The sequence below is a fragment of the Octadecabacter dasysiphoniae genome (assembly GCF_021532615.1).
Classification (GTDB): Bacteria; Pseudomonadota; Alphaproteobacteria; order Rhodobacterales; family Rhodobacteraceae; genus Octadecabacter; species Octadecabacter dasysiphoniae.
Window position 1 is genome coordinate 42,448 of sequence record NZ_JAKGAQ010000006.1, and the last position, 16,164, is coordinate 58,611.

At 56.6% G+C, this 16,164-nt stretch carries 17 protein-coding genes; all 17 read right to left on the reverse strand.

All coding sequences use genetic code 11. The annotated features are described in order from the left end of the window. Positions 1–1,144: 1,144 nt before the first annotated feature. The 17 genes from L0664_RS17795 to L0664_RS17875 all read right to left on the reverse strand — a co-directional run bounded on the left by L0664_RS17795 (position 1,145) and on the right by L0664_RS17875 (position 16,111). Positions 1,145–2,377: an amino acid ABC transporter permease gene (locus L0664_RS17795; RefSeq protein WP_418888043.1), complete on the reverse strand. Its 1,233-nt coding sequence runs from the start codon at positions 2,375–2,377 to the stop codon at positions 1,145–1,147. Positions 2,378–2,540: 163 nt separating this feature from the next. Next, positions 2,541–3,557: an amino acid ABC transporter substrate-binding protein gene (locus L0664_RS17800; RefSeq protein ID WP_235227251.1), complete on the reverse strand. Its 1,017-nt coding sequence runs from the start codon at positions 3,555–3,557 to the stop codon at positions 2,541–2,543. A 205-nt stretch (positions 3,558–3,762) separates the two neighbouring features. Further along, positions 3,763–4,485: an ATP12 family chaperone protein gene (locus L0664_RS17805; protein WP_235227252.1), complete on the reverse strand. Its 723-nt coding sequence runs from the start codon at positions 4,483–4,485 to the stop codon at positions 3,763–3,765. Then, positions 4,482–5,525 carry an RluA family pseudouridine synthase gene (locus L0664_RS17810; RefSeq protein WP_235227253.1) on the reverse strand — a complete coding sequence of 348 codons (1,044 nt, stop codon included), beginning with the start codon at positions 5,523–5,525 and terminating at the stop codon, positions 4,482–4,484. The genes L0664_RS17805 and L0664_RS17810 overlap by 4 nt, the downstream gene beginning before the upstream one ends. Next, on the reverse strand, positions 5,522–5,896 hold the full coding sequence (gene crcB, locus L0664_RS17815) for a fluoride efflux transporter CrcB (protein WP_235227254.1): 375 nt from the start codon (positions 5,894–5,896) through the stop codon (positions 5,522–5,524). The genes L0664_RS17810 and crcB overlap by 4 nt, the downstream gene beginning before the upstream one ends. Positions 5,897–5,926: 30 nt before the next feature. Then, positions 5,927–7,234, reverse strand: a complete 1,308-nt coding sequence (locus L0664_RS17820; protein ID WP_235227255.1) for a replication-associated recombination protein A — start codon at positions 7,232–7,234, stop codon at positions 5,927–5,929. A gap of 32 nt (positions 7,235–7,266) precedes the next feature. Beyond that, the gene (locus tag L0664_RS17825; RefSeq protein WP_235227256.1) at positions 7,267–7,854 is read right to left on the reverse strand and encodes an acyl-homoserine-lactone synthase; all 588 of its coding nucleotides are present in this window, start codon (positions 7,852–7,854) and stop codon (positions 7,267–7,269) included. Between the two features lie 53 nt (positions 7,855–7,907). Beyond that, positions 7,908–8,519, reverse strand: coding sequence for an autoinducer binding domain-containing protein (locus tag L0664_RS17830; protein WP_235227257.1), 612 nt, complete (start codon positions 8,517–8,519; stop codon positions 7,908–7,910). Positions 8,520–8,645: 126 nt separating this feature from the next. After that, positions 8,646–9,065, reverse strand: coding sequence for a 50S ribosomal protein L17 (gene rplQ, locus L0664_RS17835; RefSeq protein WP_235227258.1), 420 nt, complete (start codon positions 9,063–9,065; stop codon positions 8,646–8,648). 185 nt (positions 9,066–9,250) lie between these two features. Continuing rightward, positions 9,251–10,267 carry a DNA-directed RNA polymerase subunit alpha gene (locus L0664_RS17840; RefSeq protein ID WP_235227259.1) on the reverse strand — a complete coding sequence of 339 codons (1,017 nt, stop codon included), beginning with the start codon at positions 10,265–10,267 and terminating at the stop codon, positions 9,251–9,253. A gap of 112 nt (positions 10,268–10,379) precedes the next feature. Further along, the gene (gene rpsK / locus L0664_RS17845; protein ID WP_235227260.1) at positions 10,380–10,769 is read right to left on the reverse strand and encodes a 30S ribosomal protein S11; all 390 of its coding nucleotides are present in this window, start codon (positions 10,767–10,769) and stop codon (positions 10,380–10,382) included. A 15-nt stretch (positions 10,770–10,784) separates the two neighbouring features. Then, the gene (gene rpsM, locus L0664_RS17850) at positions 10,785–11,153 is read right to left on the reverse strand and encodes a 30S ribosomal protein S13 (RefSeq protein ID WP_235227261.1); all 369 of its coding nucleotides are present in this window, start codon (positions 11,151–11,153) and stop codon (positions 10,785–10,787) included. Positions 11,154–11,529: 376 nt separating this feature from the next. Next, complete coding sequence (locus L0664_RS17855) at positions 11,530–12,108, reverse strand: adenylate kinase (RefSeq protein WP_235227262.1); 579 nt, start codon at positions 12,106–12,108, stop codon at positions 11,530–11,532. Beyond that, a complete protein-coding gene (secY, locus tag L0664_RS17860) occupies positions 12,105–13,463 on the reverse strand; it encodes a preprotein translocase subunit SecY (protein WP_235227263.1) in 1,359 nt (452 codons plus the stop codon). Before secY ends, L0664_RS17855 begins: the two co-directional genes overlap by 4 nt. Before the next feature lie 132 nt (positions 13,464–13,595). Continuing rightward, positions 13,596–14,081, reverse strand: a complete 486-nt coding sequence (gene rplO / locus L0664_RS17865) for a 50S ribosomal protein L15 (RefSeq protein ID WP_235227264.1) — start codon at positions 14,079–14,081, stop codon at positions 13,596–13,598. Between the two features lie 191 nt (positions 14,082–14,272). Next, a complete protein-coding gene (locus tag L0664_RS17870; protein ID WP_235227265.1) occupies positions 14,273–14,809 on the reverse strand; it encodes a T4SS efffector SepA family protein in 537 nt (178 codons plus the stop codon). 78 nt (positions 14,810–14,887) lie between these two features. Beyond that, positions 14,888–16,111 (reverse strand): threonine ammonia-lyase, encoded by a 1,224-nt coding sequence (locus L0664_RS17875; RefSeq protein ID WP_235227266.1) that lies wholly within the window; start codon positions 16,109–16,111, stop codon positions 14,888–14,890. Between the last annotated feature and the right edge of the window lie 53 nt (positions 16,112–16,164).

Consider the following 16,164-nt stretch of genomic DNA (forward strand, 5'->3'; position numbering starts at 1 on the left):
ACCCAGAATTGACGGGTCTTCCTGGGACGCGCCAACGATGAATGTTCCCGCAAGTTCAGCAGGTTCAAGAGTGTCATCTGCCAAACCGGACTGTGCATCAGACAGAAGCGATCCAATGTTGCCAATCAGCGTTTCAGCAGCGGATGTCGCGGCCTCTGCCTCGGCGATGTCTTTTTCGCTGTCGGATGCTGGGGACGGCGCGCCGTTCCATGTTGCCAGAATGTCTGACAGGTCTTCGATGCTGTCTTGTGCGGCATCCAGACGTTGCAGTGCGTCTTCTTTCGCCTCGACCTCATTCGCGATCACGAACTCTTCGATGCGAATTTCGGTCATGGCCGTCAGCGTGGCGTTCTTGGCGTCAACGGCTGCGGCGATTTCGGCCTCTTTGTCAGCGCCTTGCGCCTCGAGGGCGGCGACTTCTGCGGGCAATTCGGCGGTGCGGGCTTCCAGTGTGGACAGCGTTGAATCAAAGCGGCTGTTGCCGATCATTTTGTTAAGACCATCGGTCAGCGGTGTCATGATCGCACCCCACCATACCAATGCGGCAACCAAAGCCCCCAGATTGGCAACAATCGGGCCCGCAATCTTACCGAGGAACTTCAGGACGATGAACGCCAAAACAAAGCCCATGGCGGCAAAGACAGGCACCCAGAACGATCCACCCCAGATCAGCCAAGCGGCCAAGAAAGGGTATGCAAGTGAGAACCAGATCAACTGGCCCGGCACTTTGTCGGCAAACAACACAGGCGCGAGCGCCACGAAGAACAGCACGAACGCCAAGATGGGGCGCCAGTACTGATCGGGCGGGTAGAAGCCAAACATGATCTGCAACCAACGGTCTTCGATCACGGCCCAGCACGCGCCACCATGGCCGTGGCCACCTTTGTAGAACGAAAACAGGACTTCGCGGCATTCGGTCAGTGATCCCGCATTCCAGACCCCGCCAAACGCCCATGGCAATACCAAAGACAGCGCCAAGTAGATCACGAACAGCGAAATCACCGTCAGAAGGATATTCATCCAGCCTGAAAACAGGTTTTCGCGAACCCATTTGATGGCGCCGGTTTCTGTGATCGGCGGCGTCTGCTCGGGCAGCATTTCTTTACGAACGTAGCTTGTGGTGTGTGCGTGTAGATCGCTCATATCAACGCTCCTGCAACTGAGTGCGGTTGTTGTAGATGTTCATCACACCCGAAATCGCGAGGCTGAGCGCGAGGTAGAACGCAGCCATCAGCAGCATCCCCTCCAATTCTCGACCTGTTTGGTTGATCGTGATGCCGCCCAATGTCGAACGCACATCCATGTAGCCAACCGCAATCGCCAAGGACGAGTTCTTGGTTAGGTTCAGATACTGCGAAATCAGCGGCGGAATGATGACCCGCATGGCTTGGGGCAGAATGACAAGGTTCATCGTGCGGTTCGGGCGCAGGCCCAGCGCAAACGCGGCCTCGGACTGGCCTTTGGAAATCGCAAGGATACCAGCGCGCACGATTTCCGCGATGAATGCACCTGTATAAAGGGACAAGGCCAGCCACAGCGCGATCAGCGAATTGCGCAGGTGAATGCCGTCAGTAAAGTTAAAGCCCTTGATATAAGGATACTGTAGCTGCGCACCCATCAAGAACATCACAACACCAACCGGAACAATCAAAAGCGCAAGCTGCTGATACCACGTGGTCGGGCGGACGCCGGTCGATTCCTGAACCACATCGGCGCGACGGCGTACAATGCGGATAACAAACAAGCTGACGATCAGGATCACGCCAAGGATCACCCAGTTCATCACAGGGGACGCAAGAAACCCGTTTTCGAACACGATGCCGGGCACGTAGACACCACGGTTTGTCACCGCGACGCTATCGGCCAGCATCATGCTGGCATCGCCACCGACTTTGAATTCACGCGGTTGCGGCATGCTTTCGGTCATCAGCGCGAAGATGGCGATGATCCACAACAACAGCGGCACATTGCGAAAGCCTTCGACATAAACGGCCATCAGGCGGCTAACGATCCAGTTTTTCGATAGCCGCAAAACGCCGGCAATCACACCAAGGAACGTCGCAAGGACACAGCCCAGAAATGCAACAAGCATCGTGTTCAAGATACCGACAAATGCAGCGCGGCCGTGGGTCGACTGGGATGTATATTCAACAAGGCGCTGGTTAATGTCGTAACCCGCAGGCTGGGACAGGAACCCGAAGTCAAAATCTTTGCCCAGCGCGGACAGGTTCTGGATCGTGTTGTTCACGAGCCAATACAGACCTAACACAACCAGGATCATCGCAATCACTTGGATGGTAATCGACCGGTAGCGTGTATCGTAAATCAGTTGGCTTAGCTTAAAGCCTTTTTTCGGCGCGACATTGGGTGTCGACATCCGTGGATCATCTAGCATCGTCATCTGCAAAATCCCTCGCCCTGTCAGGCAATTTGAAAACATCCATGGGCCGGTTTTCCGACCTCCCGTGCTTTCAGTTTTTTTCTTGGAGGTTAGGTACGCGAAAGGGCGCGATCCGAAAATCGCGCCCTTTGCTTAGTGTTTAGCGGAACGGTGGGGAGTAGATCAGACCACCTTCGGTCCACATGGCGTTCAGGCCACGTGCAAGACCGATTGGTGTGTTCTCACCAATGTTCTTTTCAAACAGCTCACCGTAGTTGCCGCCAGCCATGATTGCTTTCATGGCCCAGTCAGCGTCGAGACCGAGCATCGCGCCCAGTTCGCCTTCGGTACCCAAGAGACGGTTGATCTCTGGGTTGTTTGTACCAGCAGACAGTTCTGCGATGTTTGCAGATGTCACACCCAGCTCTTCAGCTGTGATCAGTGCGTTCAGTGTCCAACGTGCAACGTCAGCCCATTCGTTGTCGCCGTGGCGAACAAGTGGACCGAGTGGCTCTTTGGAAACGATTTCTGGCAGCAGAACGTGGTCGCCAGGTGCTTCGAACGTCGCACGTGTCGCAGCCAGACCGGATGCGTCAGTTGTGTAAACGTCACATGCGCCAGCAAGGTACTGCTGCTGTGCTTCTGCGTTGGTTTCGATTGGCACTGGCTCATAAGAGATGTTGTTGGAACGGAAGTAATCCGCCAAGTTCAGCTCTGTTGTTGTGCCTGTCTGAATGCAGACAGTTGCGCCGTCGAGGTCTTTCGCAGAGGAAACGCCCAAATCGCGTGGAACCATGAAGCCTTGGCCGTCATAGTAGTTAACGCCAACGAATTCGAACTTCAGGTCGACGTCGCGGGAGAATGTCCATGTGGTGTTACGTGCCAGCAGGTCGATCTCGCCGGAAGCGAGCGCTGTGAAACGCGTCTGGCCAGTTGTTGTAACGAATTCAACAGCCATTGGGTCACCAAGAACAGCAGCGGCAACAGCGCGGCATACGCCAACGTCGAAACCACCCCAAACGCCATTGGCGTCAGGTACAGCAAAACCGGTCAAGCCAGTTGTTACACCACAGTTCAATGTGCCGCGGGCTTTGACGTCGTCAAGCGTGCCAGCAGCAGCAGCACCGGCAGCCAGACCAGCAATGGTCAGCGCGCCGAGGAATACTGATTTTTTCATTTAAGATACCTCTTCCTGAGTTTCCCCGCGTGAGCCGCAGGGATTTTTTGTTTGTCCTAACGGACAAGTAGATACAACGCAGGGGATTCCTGCGCGACGTTCGTAGAGTGGGAGGAATCAGTCCTGTAGGTCAAGGGGCGCTTTCCCAAATTCTCCAGAAATCATGAGGTTTTTTGCTAAGTAACGGCCGCGTTTCGCAGTCAATTTACCTGTCTGTCGCAATCTTCGCCATAAAGTAGAAATCTGCAGCATGGTTGAAAGCCAAGCGTTTGACTTCTGCGGCTTGCTGCGCATCTTCATCAACGCCCCATTGTTCGGCCTGCCAGGTCTCATCGATCCGCGACAGTTCCCAGGCGTGTTGGGCCGAAAGGCGACGTTGCGTCACTCCGAGCGCGAGAACCAGTGAACCGGACATCGCAATGAGGTCATGCAGCGCCGCCATTTCAAATTCAGTGGCGTCAAACAGTGGTTTTTGCAGCGCCGAAAGGGCGTTTTCGTCTTGGGCAACCGGCATGATTCCGACTGTTGTGACCAACCGCGCGCCAAAGGTGTCTGCGGCCCACTCCAAAAGCGGATCCCAGCCCGCCTTTTGACGGCTTACCAGCCCCGCAGGGCTGTCGGCGCGATAGCACAGCAGATCACTTGCAGCGTATGCGCCCAACATGGCCGCAACATCGCCAAATTGGGTCGCGACCTTATCGATCGCGGCGTTGGCGGAACGTGTGAACGGCATGACAGTCGGGTCAATCTGCCCATCAACCAGTGCCCATTCATCGGCAATCGCCTGCGCCATTTCTTGGGTTGGCACGATCATCGCTGCCTTCGCAGGGGTTTTGACAGCGCTATCATCGAGGCGAATTCCGAATCCGTCACCGTCTGGCACGGCAGTTACATCCGTCCAGAACCTCTTTGCCGCCCAAGCGCTCATAGCAGGCCGTCGAACGGATTGTCGGGCGCGTGGTTTTCAGCCCAGCCAAAGAAGCTCCATGAATTTTCCATGTGTGGCGGCAGCGATGCCTTGATCCACAGTTCTTTGCCCGTTTCGGGGTGTTCAATCCGCAATGATCGCGCGTGAAGGTGTAATTTACGCCCGATTTCTTCGCCCATGCCAGCACCCCAACCATCACCGGGGTTATCCTGCACCGAGGCCGTTCCGTATTTGCCATCGCCAATAATCGGGTGCCCGATCTCTGCCATGTGGGCGCGCAGTTGGTGGGTGCGGCCTGTTACGGGGGTCATGGCGACCCATGCAGTGCGATCCGCCAGCGACGTCAACACAGTGTAGTTCGTCAACGCGCGCTTGGCGCCGAAGGTTTTGTCGACGTCTTTGGGATGCACACATTTCATCCGCTCGTTATCGCCCTTGGCGCCGTGCCCGCCCTGTTTCACAAGCCCGTATTTGATCGACCCGAGTTTGGGGATCGGCACGCCAGCAACCAGCGCCCAGTAGATTTTTTCGGTGTTGCGGTGGCGGAACGCCTCCGTCAGGGATTTGGCGGCCATACGCGTGCGCGCGAGGATCAGGACACCGGATGTGTCCTTGTCCAAACGGTGCACCAAGCGGGGCTTTTCGTCATAGCCAAACTTCAACGCCTCAGCGAAGCCATCCACGTGGCGCAACTGCTTGCTTCCGCCTTGTGTGGGCAATCCGGCGGGCTTGTTCAGGGCGATCACGTGGTCGTCTTTGTAGATCACGCAGCCTTGGATCAGCTCAATGTCCGACTTCTTCATGTCGCGCGGGCGGTTGTCCACCTCGTCCGCGTCAGGCAGCGGTGGGATGCGCACGGATTGGCCAACCTCAACCCGCGTGTTGGATTTCACGCGGCCACCATCAACGCGGACTTCGCCCTTGCGGCACATCTTTTCGATGCCGCCCTGTTGCAGATGCGGGAAACGGCGTTTCATCCAGCGATCAAGGCGTTGATCGCCCTCATCAGGGCCGATTGTCAGATTTTGAACGCGGCTCATGCCAGCAGTCCTCTCATGATAAATATCCCCGCGATCAGCGCGGCGATGGATAGAACAACGGACAAGCCAACGTATAGGGCCGCTTGCCCGACCTCACCGCGTTCAAATAATGTATATGCCTCAAGCGAAAACGCCGAGAACGTGGTGAAACCGCCCAAGATTCCCGTCATCAAGAACGGGTTGAAATGCGACAGCATCTTTTGGCCGAGATACACGACGACCAGCCCCATCAGGAACGACCCGATCACATTGACGGCCAAAACACCTATCGGAAATCCACCACCCGGACGGAAGAACGCCACACCCACGCCGTAGCGGGCTGCGGCGCCAATGGCACCGCCAAGGGCGACCTGAAGAACGGTTGGTATCATGGGCGCGTCATATGCTTATAGGGTGCGGAGTCAACCGTTCCGCTTGGTGCGCAATTTGACAAAGTAATCGACTCGTTTCTTGAGTTCACGTTCAAACCCGCGATCGACCGGCGTGTAATAGACGCCACGTTTCATACCATCGGGGAAATAATTGGCCCCGCTGAACCCGTCTTCGGCGTCGTGATCATAGGCGTAGCCATCGCCATATCCGATGTCCTTCATCAGCGATGTCGGTGCGTTCAGGATATGTTTGGGCGGCGGTTCGGACCCTGTTTGCGCCGCCGCGTTCATCGCCGCTTTGTAGGCCACATAAACCGCGTTCGATTTCGGGGCGAGCGCGATGTAAGTCAGCGCCTGCGCCAAGGCCAATTCGCCTTCGGGGCTGCCCAATCGTTCGTAGGTTTGCCATGCTTGCAGGCACACATGCTGCGCCTGCGGATCGGCCAGCCCGATGTCTTCGACGGCCATGCGGGTGATGCGGCGGGCCAGAAACCGCGGGTCTTCACCCCCCTTTAGCATCCGCGCAAACCAGTACAGCGCGGCGTCAGGATCAGACCCACGCACGGATTTGTGCAGCGCGCTGATGAGGTTGTAATGTTCATCGCCGAATTTGTCGTAGCGCGCGGCGCGTTTCATCAGACGGGTTGTGAGGGCGTCAGTATCGAGCTTTCCGTCCACCTTCCACGCGGCCACCTGTTCGATCAGGTTCAGCAACGCGCGCCCGTCCCCGTCGGCCATTTCCAACAGGTTTTCACGGGCCGGACCATCAAGCGGCAGTTTGCGCGCCAGTTCCTTTTCGGCACGCTGCGCAAGGCGTTCGAGGTCTTTGAGGTCAAGCCGTTCGAGGACCAAAACCTGAGAGCGGGAGAGCACAGCGGCGTTCAGCTCAAAGCTCGGGTTTTCGGTGGTGGCCCCGACCAACAGAATTGTGCCGTCTTCCATGTGGGGCAAAAACCCGTCTTGCTGGGCCTTGTTGAAACGGTGGATTTCATCGACGAAAAGCAACGTGCCTTTGCCATTGGCGCGGCGTATCTTTGCGGCCTCGAAGACTTTGCGCAAATCCGGCACGCCGGTAAAAATCGCGCTGATCTGGATAAAATGCAGATCGGTTTCATCCGCCAGAAGCCGCGCGATGGTGGTTTTGCCAACACCGGGCGGCCCCCAAAAGATCAGGGACGACAATGAACCGGATGCCAACATCACGCCTAGGGGGGCTTCGGGGCCAAGGACCTGTTCCTGCCCGATCACGTCGCCCAAGGTGCGCGGGCGCAAACGATCCGCCAAAGGGCGGGGCGCGGTATCGGGCACTGTTGCGCCAGTATCAAATAGATCAGCCATAGGCACAGGTTACGCCTGCGGCGCGCGGTGTACTAGTGCAGCTGGCTGCCAAAGTTGATCCAGACGGCCTGATAGTCGGTGCCGCCCATGTACATGTTGCGCCCTGCGGCATCCATCTCGAGGCGACACCGGCCCGCCCAGCGGTTCCAGTTGGAAGGCAACAGCGCAATCATCCGCCCGATCCCTTCGGCGCGGGTGGTGCGCAGCATTTCCATCACCAGCCGCATCCGCACCTTTTGGCGCAGCGCGGCCGGAAGATCAGAGACAATAAAGCCCCGCGTGACTTCCCATGTGGCTTCATCCACGGGCGCAGCATCGTACAACAAATCTGTCGGGATCGTATCCAAAAGACCGTTTTGCGCATCACGGATCATGTAGGAATAGATCCCGCACCGTGCAGTGGTGGGGGTAAGGCGCACACCTGCGTAAACGCGGCCCGCTTCGTGGACAGCGATCCAGCGCGATTGGGGCGTGTCGTATTGATCATATTCCATACCCATCGTTTGGGGCAGATCCCATTGATTATTCAGGATAAAAGCATCACGCCGGGCCCGAAGGATATTGGCGAAAAGTTCGCCATGGTTGTGTAGGTTGGCAAACGAAAGGGAAGCAGACTCCATTGGTCCTCCAGGGTTCCGGCGCAGCGGCCCCAAGTTCGACGCATAAGGGTGAATCAAATAAGCCGGTAATCCTTTGCCCGCTGGATGGCTTCGGCGGTGGTGCGCGCAAGAAGGCTTGAGCGCGCAGATGCGAGCCGCGCCTTAAACGCACTTTCCGAAATGTTCAGCTTGGCGGCAGCGGCAGCATACCGATCCCCCTCAGCGACGCACCTGAGCGCTTCGGCCTGAGCGGCAGTTAAGGTTGTAGGGGGTTCGGTGGTGTTGTGCAGATCGTTCGCCAAAGCCGCAAAAGCGGCGATTTCTGGCGCGGTGAATTCACGGTCGCTCCGCGAGGCGGATGCGATTGTCCGAGAGCTCATTTCGCCGATGGATACGGCCAAACCAAAGTTCATTCCGTAGGCCTTCGCCTGCCCTAGAATGTTGAGCGGATCGAGCTGTTCAATCTCGCTCCACCGCGTGGTTCCGACCTCACTAAACCCCCAGGCAATGATCGGATCACGCAGCGCATACGCTTCTTCTGTGTAGGTGTCTGTCCAACCTTTTGGATAGGTTTGGTGGTGCAGCATTGGCAGGGCAAATCGGATATGAAGCGCATAAAAGAACCCCTCGGGCGCCAAGTGCGACATACGCGAAGTCTGCAAGTCGATACGGCTGCGGACGGACATAAGGTGTTCAAACTCTTGATAATTTTAATCAACCCTTACGTGCATACCTCGATTCGTTAACCCGTCAAAATAGAAAAAGCCCGACCATGGAATGGCCGGGCTTTGTCCGTGATAAATTTGGGTCGCTTATGCGTCGGCTGCTTCTTCTGCGGCCAGGCGGGCTTTGTCGCCAGCGCCTTTTGCATCAACGTCGCGGTCGACGAATTCGATGATCGCCATTGGCGCCATGTCACCGTAGCGGAAACCGGCCTTGAGGACGCGCACATAACCACCTTGGCGGTCTTTGTAACGTGGGCCGAGGATGTCGAACAATTTCGCGACATACTTGTCCTGCTTGAGCTGCGCGTTGGCCTGACGACGGGCGTGAAGATCGCCGCGTTTCGCCAGTGTGATCATCTTTTCGATGATCGGGCGCAGTTCTTTTGCTTTTGGCAATGTTGTTTTGATTTGCTCATGTTCGATGAGCGAGCCGGCCATGTTGGCCCACAACGCCTTACGGTGTTCGTGGGTGCGGTTCAGGCGGCGGTAACCTCGTGCGTGACGCATGATTTAAGTCTCCATTATGTATTAGGATGGGCCGATGCGATGCGTGTCGCTGGCTCCGTTATTGGGGCGTTATTGCCCGGGGTCTTTGCCGGATAACCCGATATGGGTCTGGTATGGTTCCAGTATGGGTCCGGTATGGGTGGAATACGGGTCGCCGCGATCAGATCACGGCAACCCATTGATCATTAGAAAGAATCTTCAAATTTCTTCGCAAGATCCTCGATGTTGTCCGGTGGCCAGTCCTCAACGTCCATGCCGAGGTGCAGACCCATGCCTGACAAGACTTCTTTGATCTCGTTCAGGGATTTACGGCCAAAGTTCGGAGTGCGCAGCATTTCTGCTTCGGTCTTCTGAATGAGATCGCCGATATACACTATATTGTCGTTCTTCAGGCAGTTTGCGGACCGTACGGAGAGTTCCAACTCGTCGACCTTCTTGAGGAGGAGCGGGTTGAATTCCAGACCGTCGTCGTCATTCGCTGCTTGTGCGGACTCAGGCTCATCGAAGTTGACGAAGATGGACAGCTGGTCTTGCAGAATGCGTGCGGCGAAAGCCACGGCGTCATCCGGCGTGATGGACCCGTCTGTTTCCACTTTCATGGTCAGCTTGTCATAATCCAGAACCTGACCTTCGCGTGTCGGCTGAACGTCATAGCTGACTTTCTTGACCGGCGAATAGATCGCGTCGATGGCCATCATGCCGATGGGCGCATCTTCTGGCTTGTTTTTGTCTGCGGACACATAGCCGTTGCCGGTGTTCACAGTCAGTTCCATGTACAGATCAGCGCCGTCATCGAGGTGACACAGCACGTGGTCTTTGTTCAGGATTTCTATGCCAGCAGATTCAGAGATGTCACCAGCCGTAACAACGCCGGGGCCTTTGGCTTGCACTTGCAAACGCTTCGGGCCTTCGACTTCCATACGGATCGCAACGCCTTTGAGGTTCAGAACAACGTCTGTGACGTCTTCGCGCACACCAGAGATGCTTGAGAATTCGTGCAGCACGTTGTCGATCTGAACGGCCGTGATTGCAGCACCCTGAAGGGAGCTCATCAAAATGCGGCGCAGTGCATTGCCCAGCGTAAGGCCGAAGCCACGCTCGAGCGGTTCGGCAACAACAGTGGCCTGACGTGCCGGATCATTGCCCGGTTTCACGTCCAATTGTGTCGGCTTGATCAGTTCAGCCCAGTTCTTGTGGATCATAAGTCCCTCCATTCCAGTTTGCCTTCATGTCCAAAAGGCAAACGCCCGAGGTTAAAATGACGGATTGGGGCCGTGGTTCTGCAACCACGGACCCCAAGGCGTTTTGGATCGATTAGACGCGGCGGCGCTTTGGTGGGCGGCAGCCGTTGTGTGCCATAGGCGTCACGTCGCGGATGGACGTGATGTTGAAACCAACAGCAGCCAATGCGCGCAGTGCGGATTCACGACCGGAGCCAGGGCCCTGCACTTCGACTTCGAGCGTCTTGACGCCGTGGTCTTGTGCTTTCTTACCCGCATCTTCCGCAGCCATCTGAGCGGCGTAAGGTGTGGATTTACGAGAGCCCTTGAAGCCCATTGTACCAGCGGACGACCATGCGATCGCGTTGCCCTGTACGTCGGAAATCAGGATTTTTGTGTTGTTGAAAGAAGAATTCACGTGAGCAACGCCAGCGGCGATGTTCTTGGAGACCTTCTTCTTGGTGCGTTTAGGATCGCGTGCCATCAGTTAAGCCCTCCCTTATTTCTTCTTACCAGCAATGGCCTTAGCGGGGCCTTTGCGAGTACGTGCGTTTGTGGATGTACGCTGACCGCGAACGGGCAGGTTACGGCGGTGACGCAGGCCACGGTAGGAACCGAGGTCCATTGCGCGCTTGATGTTCATCTGAACTTCGCGGCGCAGGTCACCTTCGACCTGATAGTTTGCGTCAATGTGCTCGCGGATGGCGAGGACTTCGGCGTCGGACAATTCGTTAACACGACGAGTAAGGTCGATCTTAACGGCTTCGCAGATAGCTTCTGCGGAGGTGTTACCGATTCCGGTGATATATGTGAGGGCGATTGGAACCCGCTTTGCAGTCGGGATGTTTACGCCGGCAATACGTGCCACGTGTGCAATTCCTTTTCGTTGCGGGTCCGTCGTTCCAGACCCTTTTTTCACAACGTAAGCCCGAGGCGAAAAACCATCGGGCCTAAGTCATATGGAGGTGTTCAGACCAAGAGCGACTCGGTCCAGTTCCCGTTGGGAACGGCGCTGTTTAGGAGGGTTAAGGGGGTGCGTCAAGCCCTACTCAACGACGAAGATAGTCACAGACCAGATCACGCTTTTCGGTGTCTTCTATGTACAGGTCGTTTGGACCGGAGCCGGGGTGGCACGTATCTTGAATGAAATTCGACTGGCCTAACGAGACCCAGAGCCAACTGAGCCCCCAAATTGCCGACGCAACGAGAAATCCGGCTGTGAATTTCATGAACTTGCGGCGCCCTTAACCCAGCACACCCGCAATCTCGCTTGCGACGTCGTCCATCGTGCCCAGACCGTCAACACCTGTCAGGTCCCCCTTGGCATAGTAATAACCCAGCAGCGGTGAAGTCTGTTTGTAGTAGGCCATCAGGCGGGTCTTGAGGCTTTCTTCGTTGTCGTCGGCGCGCGCTGTACCACCTGCGGCAACGGCATCGGCGGCGCGGCCCAAGATGCGTTCGACCAGGATGTCGTCGTTTACCTGCAATTCAATCGCGTGGTCGATGCTTTGGCCCATCTCCGACATCAAATCACCCAGCGCGTCGGCCTGTGCCAATGTGCGCGGGAATCCATCAAAGATGAACCCACCGTGATCGCCGCCTGCCTCGAGCTTTTCGCGGATCAGGCCGATGACGATTTCGTCTGTCACCAGATCGCCGCGGTCCATGACGGCGGCAACCATATTGCCCATCTCGGTTCCGGATGTCTTGGCGTCGCGCAGCATGTCACCTGTGGACAGTTGCACCATATTGCGGCCATCGACCAGTTTTTGCGCTTGCGTGCCTTTGCCAGCGCCCGGAGGCCCGAGAAGGATAATATTCATTTACGTGACGGGCTCCGTTTTTTGCCGCCACGCTTTCCGCGCAGTTGGCTTTTCTCAATCAAGCCCTCGTATTGGTGGGCCAACAGATGAGACTGGATTTGCTGGATCGTGTCCATACCCACACTGACGATAATCAGCACAGACGTACCACCGAAGTAGAACGGGATGGACAGCTGGCTGCGCAGGATTTCAGGCAGCAAGCACACGAGAGCAAGGTAGCCGGAACCGAGGACCAGAATACGTGTGACCACATAATCAAGATATTCCTGCGTGCGTTTGCCGGGGCGGATGCCGGGGACAAAGCCGTTCTGGTTTTTCAGGTTGTCGGCCACTTCGTCTGTCTTGAACGCAACTTCGCGGGTGTAGAAGTATGTGAAGAACACGATCATCGACGTGAAGAAGATCAGGTACAGCGGGCGACCCGGTGCAAAGTAGATCAACAAGTTGGACACGATCGGCCCTGCGTTGTCACCACCCGAGAACGTGCTGAGCGTTGTTGGCAACAACAACAGCGCAGAGGCGAAGATGGCAGGGATAACGCCCGCAGGGTTCACCTTGATCGGCAAGTGGCTGGACCCGCCATCAAACACCTTCATGCCCACCTGACGGCGCGGGTATTGAATGTGGATTTTACGAAGTGAGCGTTCCATGAAGACCACAAAGGCAAGGATCACGATAACCATCGCGAACACGCCAAGCACGAGGCCCCAGTTGTTGGTTTCCTGACCTTGCGCCAAGAACGCGGCCAGCGCGGCGGGCACTTCGGCGATGATGCCGACGAAGATGATCAGGGAGATACCGTTGCCGATGCCGCGCGCGGTGATCTGTTCACCCAGCCACATCAGGAACATGGTGCCGCCCACCAGCGTGATCACGCAGGCCACGCGGAAATAAAGGCCCGGATCAGTAACGAGGCCACCGGCCTCTAGGGATGCGGCCATTCCGTAGGCTTGGAAGGTTGCCAGAACCACGGTGCCGTAGCGTGTATATTGGTTGAGCTTTTTGCGTCCCGCCTCGCCCTCTTTCTTGAGGTTCTTGAGTGGTTCCCACATCGCGCCCAAAAGCTGCACGATGATGGATGCGGAAATGTAGGGCATGATGCCAAGGGCAAAGATACCCATGCGTGACAGGGCGCCACCGGTGAACATTGACAGGATACCGCCAATGCCCGCCGCTGCATCATCCATAAATGCACGAAGCTGGTCGGCGTCGATGCCCGGCACCGGAATATACGTCCCGATGCGGTAAACGATGAGAAGACCGAGCGTGAACAGGATACGCTGGCGCAATTCTTTGGCTTGGCCAAAGGCGCTCCAGCTGGTGTTCGCGGCCATTTGCTCTGCTGCTGATGCCATGGATATGGTGCCTATCTGTTGCGCGCACGCCTGTGCGTCCGGCTGTTATGCAAACGCCGCCAACTTGGTGACCAAGCGGCGGCGTCTAAGTCGATTAACGATGTAAGGGGCGTTTGCGCCCCAGACAAGGCGTTACTCTGCCGCTGGCGCCTTTGGTGCCGGAGCTGTGAGCGTCAGTTTACCACCAGCTTTTTCGACAGCCTCGATCGCACCCTTGGATGCGCCGTGCACTTCGATGCTGACTTTGGAGGTGATTTCACCCTTAGCAAGAACGCGGATACCGTCGAGTTTGCGACGGATCAGGCTGGATGCGATCAGGGAATCTTCTGTGATCGCTTTGCCGTCCAGTTTCTTTTCGTCGATGAATTTCTGGATCAGGCCGAGGTTCACAACGGCGAATTTTTTGCGGTTCGGCTTGTTGAAGCCGCGCTTTGGCAGGCGTTGGTACAAAGGCATCTGGCCGCCCTCGTAGCCACCAATGGCCACACCGGAACGGGATTTCTGACCCTTGATACCGCGGCCACCCATTTTACCCATGCCGGAACCCGGGCCACGACCAACGCGCTTACGTGGTTTCGTTGCACCTGGATTGTCGTGAAGTTCGTTTAATTTTACCATGTCGCTGTCTCCTTGCCGGAAGACCTGACCCAGCGACGGGAAAGGCACGCGGCGTGTTTCGATTCTTGGCCGGAAAGATGGCCACTGGCGGCGTATAGGACAGCAATCATCGCCTGACAAGCACAACATCAACGGAAGCGCCGCGCTTGGACCTCGGGGTGGGTGCGAAGCGCCCTCCCACCCCGACGATATCACGGGTCTACATTAAGAGTTCCATTTTGGCCGGGATGTTCCGCTTTAGGATTGTCCCGCCATTGAAAGCCAACTCTGACAGAAACAGAGTGCTTCTTCGCCAGGCGCTGAACTTCTCGCCAAGCGTCCGGTGCAGATTGACCTTGAACGGAAATACCCAACTGAGGGTAGAACTTATATCCGTGATCTTCCAATCGCCCTTCATTGCCGTTGATCTGCAAGTGAGAACTCAACGCCTCCGAGCTTGGGATTTTCTTACGCACTTGCTCGATGACTGCTATCAGAACCGAATTCCATTTCGGATTTTTCAGTTCAGTTCCGTCAATTGTAGCCTTGGTTACTTTGGTGAATGAGAGGCCTGGCACTCCTCCTTCTTCGCGCAGTATTTCGCCTTCATCGCGTTCCAAACCAAGATCTACCATCATCTTACTGACGACCTTTTCTACCGTCTTCGAAGGGGTATCTGTTTCAAGCCATTTCGAAATGAGTTTCAAGTCGGCCAAAGCTGCATCGCTAATTCTAACTACGGGCATCATGTTATCTTCCTTTCTGTTATATGTAACATAGATTTAGAGATGACATTGAGACATGTCAATAATTATGTTACATATTTTCTAGATTCCACTGTCCGTCCGCAACCTGAACCCCTGCCCGCGGAGCCTGCCGACGATGTCTTTCACGTGGCCGATGTCGCGGGCTTCTATGACGATCTCTAGTTCCGCTTCTTTTAGTGACACCGATTGCATCATGCGTTGGTGGATGACTTCGACGACGTTGGCACCCGCTTCCCCGATGATGCGCGAGATGTCGGCGAGTTGGCCCGGCGTGTCGTTGATTTCGAACGTGAGGCGCGTGATGCGGCCGTCGCGCACGAGGCCGCGCAGGATCAGGGTGGACAGCAGGCGCGAGTCGATGTTGCCGCCGCAGATCACCAGGCCGACCTTTTTGCCGCGATAGGCCTCAAGGTTCTTTTTGATCACGGCGAGGCCTGCGCCCGGTGCGCCCTCGGCCACCAGTTTTTCGCCTGACAGAAGGTCGAATACCGCATCTTCGATCTCGGCCTCGGTCGCGACGTCGATACGGGTGACGAGGCGTTTGATGATGTCGACGTTGGCGGGCGCGGGGGATTTGACGGCGATGCCTTCGGCCAGTGTGGCCCCGTTGAAATGGGTGTTTGTGCCGTCAAACTGCGCCTTTACGGCGTCAAAGACGGCGGCCTGCGCGCCGATGATTTCGATGTCGGGCTTCATGGCTTTCGCGGCGATGGCCATCCCCGCGATGAGGCCGCCCCCGCCGATGGGCACGACGATCACATCCAGATCGGGCGCGTCTTCTATCATTTCGATCGCCACGGTGCCCTGCCCTGCGGCGACGATCGGGTCGTCAAAAGGATGGATGAACGTCAGGCCGTCCCGCGCAGCCAGATCGAGGGTGAATTGCACAGAATCGTCAAACCCCGAGCCGTGCTGGATCACCTTTGCGCCGAAATCTTCGGTGTTTTTCACCTTATTGAAGGGCGTGCCTTCGGGCATGACGATTGTGCTGGCGATGCCAAGGCGCGTTGCGTGATAGGCGACGCCTTGGGCGTGGTTGCCCGCGCTACACGCAATGACGCCGGCCTTCTTTTGCGCCTCTGTTAACATCAGCAGTTTGGCCAGCGCCCCGCGAGATTTGAACGCATTTGTGTGTTGGCGGTTTTCGAGTTTGAGGTGCAGATCGATCCCGAGTTGCAGAGACAGGCGCGTAGCGGGCACGAACGGTGTGCGGATCGTGGCATCCCGGATGGCGGTGTGGGTTTGGTGGATGAGGTCGGGGGTCAGCGTCACATGGTCCGTCACGGGGCATCCTTTTCACGAAGCAGTCGGTGGACTGTCGTTCGGGGTGCGTGGGG